5 protein-coding genes are annotated in these 6,518 nt (G+C 31.5%); all 5 read right to left on the bottom strand.

What is annotated here, in order from left to right; genetic code table 11:
• Window positions 1-272 (bottom strand): helix-turn-helix domain-containing protein (locus RWN11_RS06425; RefSeq protein WP_314160934.1); only part of this gene is annotated, 272 nt, incomplete at its 3' end.
• A gap of 158 nt (window positions 273-430) precedes the next feature.
• Window positions 431-1,876, bottom strand: a complete 1,446-nt coding sequence (locus RWN11_RS06420) for an N-acetylmuramoyl-L-alanine amidase (RefSeq protein WP_314160933.1) — start codon at window positions 1,874-1,876, stop codon at window positions 431-433.
• Window position 1,877: 1 nt separating this feature from the next.
• Complete coding sequence (gene dtd, locus RWN11_RS06415; protein ID WP_314160932.1) at window positions 1,878-2,330, bottom strand: D-aminoacyl-tRNA deacylase; 453 nt, start codon at window positions 2,328-2,330, stop codon at window positions 1,878-1,880.
• Window positions 2,331-2,338: 8 nt separating this feature from the next.
• Window positions 2,339-4,516 (bottom strand): bifunctional (p)ppGpp synthetase/guanosine-3',5'-bis(diphosphate) 3'-pyrophosphohydrolase, encoded by a 2,178-nt coding sequence (locus RWN11_RS06410; RefSeq protein WP_314160931.1) that lies wholly within the window; start codon window positions 4,514-4,516, stop codon window positions 2,339-2,341.
• 392 nt (window positions 4,517-4,908) lie between these two features.
• Window positions 4,909-6,405, bottom strand: coding sequence for an amino acid permease (locus RWN11_RS06405; RefSeq protein WP_314160930.1), 1,497 nt, complete (start codon window positions 6,403-6,405; stop codon window positions 4,909-4,911).
• Between the last annotated feature and the right edge of the window lie 113 nt (window positions 6,406-6,518).

Here is a 6,518-nt window from a genome sequence, read left to right as displayed (position 1 = left end):
TTTTTCCTTTTATCTTTTTCATCCGTACTTTGAACAACAAAATCTTTTTCTAGTAGTTCACTTACAAGTGCTGTAACTCTAGGTTTTGTCACATGTAGTTCTTCACCTAATTCCTGCATCGTAATTTTTTCTTTACAAGATAAAAATAACATTGCTTGAAATTCAGGTTTTCTATACGGTACATCACTTTTCTTATGAAATTTTTTCATTATCAACCTAAATTCTTCCAGCATATCCATTGCTTTATGATATGAAATTTCATCTACGCTCATTTTCTACCTCCTTTAATTTTATGAATTAGTTCACAATGTTAACTAATTAGTTAACCGCGTTAACTATTATATTGCATTTTAATCTTTAAGTCAATAGATAATTTAATTATTTCAATAAAAAAGATTAACCTAGAATTTTTCTAGATTAATCTTTTTTTCTATTTGCTAAATACCCATGCTTGAGCTAGGTTATTTTTAATATCATTTTCTGTGAAACCATTATAACTTGTAAGTTTAACATCATCGTCATTCGGATCATTTATATAGAATTTATCATCTTCGTAACCTCGAATAACTTTATATGTTACTCTATCACCAAATACACCTGATTTTAGTCTAACAAGTATAGGTTTATTGTCTTTCAGTGCATCTTCCAAGTTTTCTACTAATTTATCAGTTTCAACACGTTCAACTTTTAGATTATATTTTTCAGCGAAAGCTGTAATAATCGTAGGTTGAGTCCCTTGATTTCTGATGTAGTATTTATTACCTGCCCAAGAAGCAAGTTCTTCCACAGTTGCTTCATCTTTACCGATATATTTTGCAATCATCGCTAGCGAAACAATAGCATCACCATTATCTTCAATCGTTTTCTTACCATCAAGACCATACGCTATATTTTTATATGCATCTTGTTTCATATAATACATAGGCACAGAAAGTCCTTTTTGTGGTAAATTAAGTAACTGTTCTTTTCGTTTTGCATTATAATTATCGATATTGATTAAATAGTATAAATACCCTTCAACACCATCTTTTAAAGATTCTATGAATTGTTTATTGGCAATCTCATCATTTAGTAAGTCAGCATCAATTTTATTTCCGATATTACCAGAAATCAGCTTAACTTGTGGAAGTTTATCGCTTAGTTGCGCAAAAGTTGACTGTTTTTCTGATGATGATACTCTTGAAATATAATGTTCTGAAAGATTCTTTTCGATACTTCTAGCAACTATAGCTGATTCTTGCGTTAAGTAATAAACCTTCACACCAAAAACATCTTTATTACTATCATTATTGGTATCAATATCTACTAACATTTCCACTGAGTTTTCAGCGGCAAGTTTTGCGATTTCTTCTTTTGTAGGATAAGTTTCATCACTTTCCCTTGTAAGTATTGCTTTTACTCCATCTTTTTCTAATATCTCTTTTAGCTGTTTAGCTGTTTTCAAATTATAAGATTTAGAAGATACTCCTTTATAATCAGAACTATCATCTTGTTTTATAATTGGATTCAATAATACTGAATATGAAGCTAACTTTTCCTTATTTTGATCTTCTGGACTTTTCTGACCACTTCCCAAAATACTCCATCCCGGTATCCAGCCAACAAAACTATCCTTCGTTTTTACTTCATACCAAGTATCTGATTTACTTAACATTTCTACATTATCACCAGCTGTTACCTTTTTTAATGTAGGATAAGTATCGTCAGGCCCAGTTCTAAGTTCAATCTCTTTCGAAATAGTAATATTGTTTTCAGATTCAGCGGATAAGCTCATCTTTTCTCCAATATACGTAACTACTCCACCTACAACTAACACTAATAAAAGTACAGATATTAAAAATAATACTCCATTCTTGTTTCTTCTTTTTATTCTCATATTAATTTCCTGTTGATAGTTTTTCGTAAACAATAGTAACAGGACCATCATTAACTATGTTCACTTCCATCATAGTCTGAAAAATTCCAGTTTCTACCGTTACTCCTTCTTCTCTTAAAAATTTATTAAATTTTTCATATAATTCATTAGCTTTTTCTGCTCCAGCAGCATTCGTAAAACTAGGTCTATTGCCTTTTTTCGTGTCAGCATATAAGGTGAACTGCGAAACTGATAAAATACTCCCATCAACATCTTTAAGACTCAGGTTTATTTTGTCATTTTCATCTTCAAATAAACGAGCTTGCGCAACTTTTTTAGCTAAGTATTTCGCATCTTCCTCTGTAGATTCTTTATGCACTCCTACTAAAAGACAGTATCCTTTATCTATACTTCCCACAATTTTATTATCAACACTAACACTAGCTTTTTTTACCTTTTGTAATATGATTTTCATACATTCACCTATTTTACTATTCTTTCTACGCTGTATACGTCTTGAATTTGTCGTAATTTTTTAATCATATAATCACATTCATTAACATTTTTCACATATATTCCTATCGTAATAACGCATGTCTTATCAGCTTTAGATTCAGAATTAAGTTTTTTAATCTCAACTCTACTTTCACTCAATGTTAATAGAACGTTTTGCAATAACAGTTCTCTATCAAAAGCATGAATTTGTAGTGTAACGCTGTAGCGACGAGCATTTAGACTTTCAACCCATTCAACATCCAATAATCTTGCATTATCTTCTTCACTTAAGTTAGGACAATTATTTCTATGAACTGTAACACCACGACCTTTTGTTATAAAACCTACAATATCATCTCCTGGAATCGGCTGACAACATTTAGATAATCTTACAAGGATATTATCTACTCCTTTTACATAAACCCCTGTTTCAGTTACTATTTTTTTAGTTTCTTCTGCATTGAAAAGTTTCTCAATTTTTGCTTGAGTCATCTTTTCTTTTCTAATTTTTTCTGTTAATCTTGCAAAAACTTTATTCGCTGTAATTCCTCCATATCCTATGGCAACATACATTTCTTCAAGATTAGCAAATTTATATTTATTTAAAGCAATTGCAATATTTTCTTCTGTAAGAACTTCATCAATATCAAAGTTATTAGCTTTAATCTCATCTTTTAACAAGATTTCACCTTTAACTAGATTTTCTTCACGCGCTGCTTTTTTAAAGAATGCTTTAATTTTCGATTTAGTTTGTGATGATGTAGCTATTTCTAGCCATGAACGTTTTGGTCCTGTAGAGTTTTTACTAGTACGAATATCACAAATTTCACCAGTTGATAACACATAATCGAATGGTTCTATTTTATCATTTACAGTAGCTCCTACCATCTTATTACCAACTTCTGAGTGAATTGCATATGCAAAGTCAACAATACATGAACCTTTTGGTAATTCTATAATATCACTATTTGGCGTAAACACATAGATTTTATCACTTAATAAGTCTACTTTCAATGATTCCATAAAGCTTTCGGCAGTTGCTTCAGTTTCATCATTTTCTGCAATTTTTTGGAACCAATTTAATTTTTCATAAAAGTTATTATTCTTATTAACCTTCTTACCTTCTTTATATGCCCAGTGTGCAGCAATCCCTTTCTCGGCAATTTCATGCATTTCATAAGTCCTAATTTGAACTTCTAAAGTTTGTCCATCAGGTGCAATTACCGTAGTATGAAGCGATTGATACATATTCGGTTTTGGCATTGCGATGTAGTCTTTAATTCTTCCTGGAATTGGAACCCAAAGATTATTTACAAGTCCTAGCGTTGCATAACAGTCAGCTACACTGTCTACTAAAACACGCACCGCAAGGAGATCATATATTTGGTCAAAAGTTTTATTTTGTTTAACCATTTTTTTATAAATACTATAAATATGTTTTGGTCTTCCAGTAACCTGTGCTTTTATATTATTATCAGCTAAAATTGATGTTATACTAGAGCATGCATCTTTTATACTCTCTTCCCTTGCACTTCTCTTCTGTTTCATCATCCCTACTATTGAAAAATATTGTGATGGATGTAAATATCTAAGAGAGGTGTCTTCTAGTTCCCATTTTACTGAACTTATCCCCAATCTATGAGCTAACGGTGCATAAATTTCAAGTGTTTCACTAGAAATTTCACGTTGTTTTTCCTCACGCATATACTTCATAGTTCTCATATTATGAAGTCTATCAGCAAGTTTTACAAAAATAACTCGTAAATCTTTCGCTATCGATACAAAAAGTTTTCTATGATTTTCTGCTTGTGATTGCTTTTTAGAACGGAATTTTACCTTATCTAGTTTTGTAACCCCATCTACTATTACCGCTATATCTTCACCGAATGTTTCTTTAATATCATCAAACGTATACTTAGTATCTTCCACAACATCATGCAAGAAACCAGCACAAATCGTTGCATAATCTAATTTAAGCTCAGTTAAAATTCCTGCAACTTGAACTGGGTGTAATATATATGGGTCCCCTGATTTTCTAAATTGTCCTTCGTGAGCAATTTTTGCAAATTCATAAGCTTTTCTTATAATTTTAATTTGCTCATCTGATAAATATTTACTCGCCATATCTTCTACATTTTGATAACTATATGGGTATTCAAGATTCACAGAAATTCCTCCTCTTTCTAAATTTAATCTACCCTTCATTTTACCATAAAATTGAAAAAATTTCCTTTAATTCAACTATAATATTTCAAATTTTAAGTATTTATATCAAATCTTCACTACCTATAAATTTAAAATTCAAACTACTTCTACATCTTTATTTATAGGTTCATCAAAAAAGTGCTGATCCAAAAGTCCTAAAATGTAACAAAGTTCATATGATAACTCATAGATGCAGTGGTTTATTGATATCTAAATTCGCTTTATTAAAACTTTTTAGATATCAATAAACTGTACGGGAGTGACTCTACAAAATCTTGTTTCTTCGAAATCACGATTTTTGAGTCACTCCCAAAAAATCCTAGTTCGAATTCGAACTAGGATTAAATTTTTTATTATTTTACATCTACATCTTGAGATAAGTCAACTTTATCTAAAGGTATCATTTTTGTTTTATATCTAATTTTGTGATATAGATAGAAGAATAAGAAGATTGGAACTCCCATGTATGTTGTTAACATTCCACTCCAGTTAACCACTCCTTTAGTAATAAGCTCTGTGTCTTGACCGATAATAACGATGATACATAATACTAAAGCGATAATTGGACCTACTGGGAACCATTTTGCTCTATATTTAAGGTCATTTAAATCTCTACCTTGAGCAATAAATGCTCTTCTGAATCTATAGTGACTTAATGCAATACCTAACCATGCGATAAATCCTGTTAATCCACTCGCTGCTACGATATAAGTATAAGCATTAGCATTTGTAAGTTGGATTAAGAAGATTAAGAATACTACTACAGCAGTTGCGATTAATGAGATAACTGGTGTTCCGTATTTTGTTACACGTCCAAATATTGGATAAGCTAATTTTTCTTTACTCATAGCATAAAGCATTCTTGTTGATGCATACATACCAGAGTTACCAGCTGATAGGATTGATGTTAAGATTACTGCGTTCATTACACTTGCTGCTAAAGCAAATCCTGCATTTTTGAAGACAATTGTAAATGGTGATTTAGCAATTTCTTCAGCACTTGCAGCTCCTAATAAATCTGGTGAAGTATAAGGAATTAATAATCCGATTACTAAGATAGCTAGCACGTAGAAAATTAAAATTCTCCAGAATACTTGTTTTACAGCTTTTGGAATACTTTTCTCTGGGTTTTCACTTTCTCCAGCTGTAATACCGATTAACTCAGTACCTTGGAATGAATATCCAGCGATTAAAAATACTCCAAGTGTAGCAAGGATTTGTCCAGATAATGAAGAATCTTCTCCAACGAATGGTGCATCACCAATTGTTAAGTTTTTGAATCCGATGTATTCTCCACCTAAAATACCAAAGATAGTTAAGCATCCTACTACTAGGAAGATGATTACTACTACTACTTTAATAAGTGCAAACCAATATTCACTTTCACCATAAACTTTAACACTAAGTGAGTTTAAAGCGATAATAATAACTAGGAATAATAAGCTCCAAGCCCAGTGAGGAAGTACTCGCATAGGCTCCCAATAACTAATAGCTAATGCAGATAATTCTACGTCAGCCGCTACTGTAATTACCCAGTTAAACCAATAGTTCCATCCTAAAGCAAATCCTAATGAAGGATCTACATAACGTGTAGCATATGTACTAAATGACCCTGATGTAGGAAGATATGTCGCCATTTCCCCTAATGATGTCATTAAGAAATATACCATAAGTCCGATACATAAGTAAGCTACAATAGCTCCCCCAGGTCCCGCACTTTGAATTGCTTGACCACTTGTCATGAATAATCCACTACCAATACATCCTCCGATAGCAATCATACTAATATGACGTGATTGTAAATTTCTTTTTACTTCTGTTGCATTGTTGTTATTGCTGTTGTTTGTCATAATAAAAACCTCCTTGATAAAAATAAAAAAGCATAACCTTCTACCATATTTGTACGGAGTTATACTTCACATTATCTCTCCAAAACAAGATATTAGTAGCGCAACATAGCCTC

This window comes from uncultured Gemella sp. (genome assembly GCF_963519265.1).
Lineage (GTDB): Bacteria > Bacillota > Bacilli > Staphylococcales > Gemellaceae > Gemella.
This window is presented reverse-complemented; position numbering and strand designations above follow the sequence as displayed.

Bases quoted from the DNA above. Each gene is read 5' to 3' on its own strand.
- dtd (WP_314160932.1), bottom strand. From the start codon at position 2,330: ATGAAAATCATATTACAAAAGGTAAAAAAAGCTAGTGTTAGTGTTGAT.
- RWN11_RS06405 (WP_314160930.1), bottom strand. From the start codon at position 6,405: ATGACAAACAACAGCAATAACAACAATGCAACAGAAGTAAAAAGAAAT.
- RWN11_RS06420 (WP_314160933.1), bottom strand. From the start codon at position 1,876: ATGAGAATAAAAAGAAGAAACAAGAATGGAGTATTATTTTTAATATCT.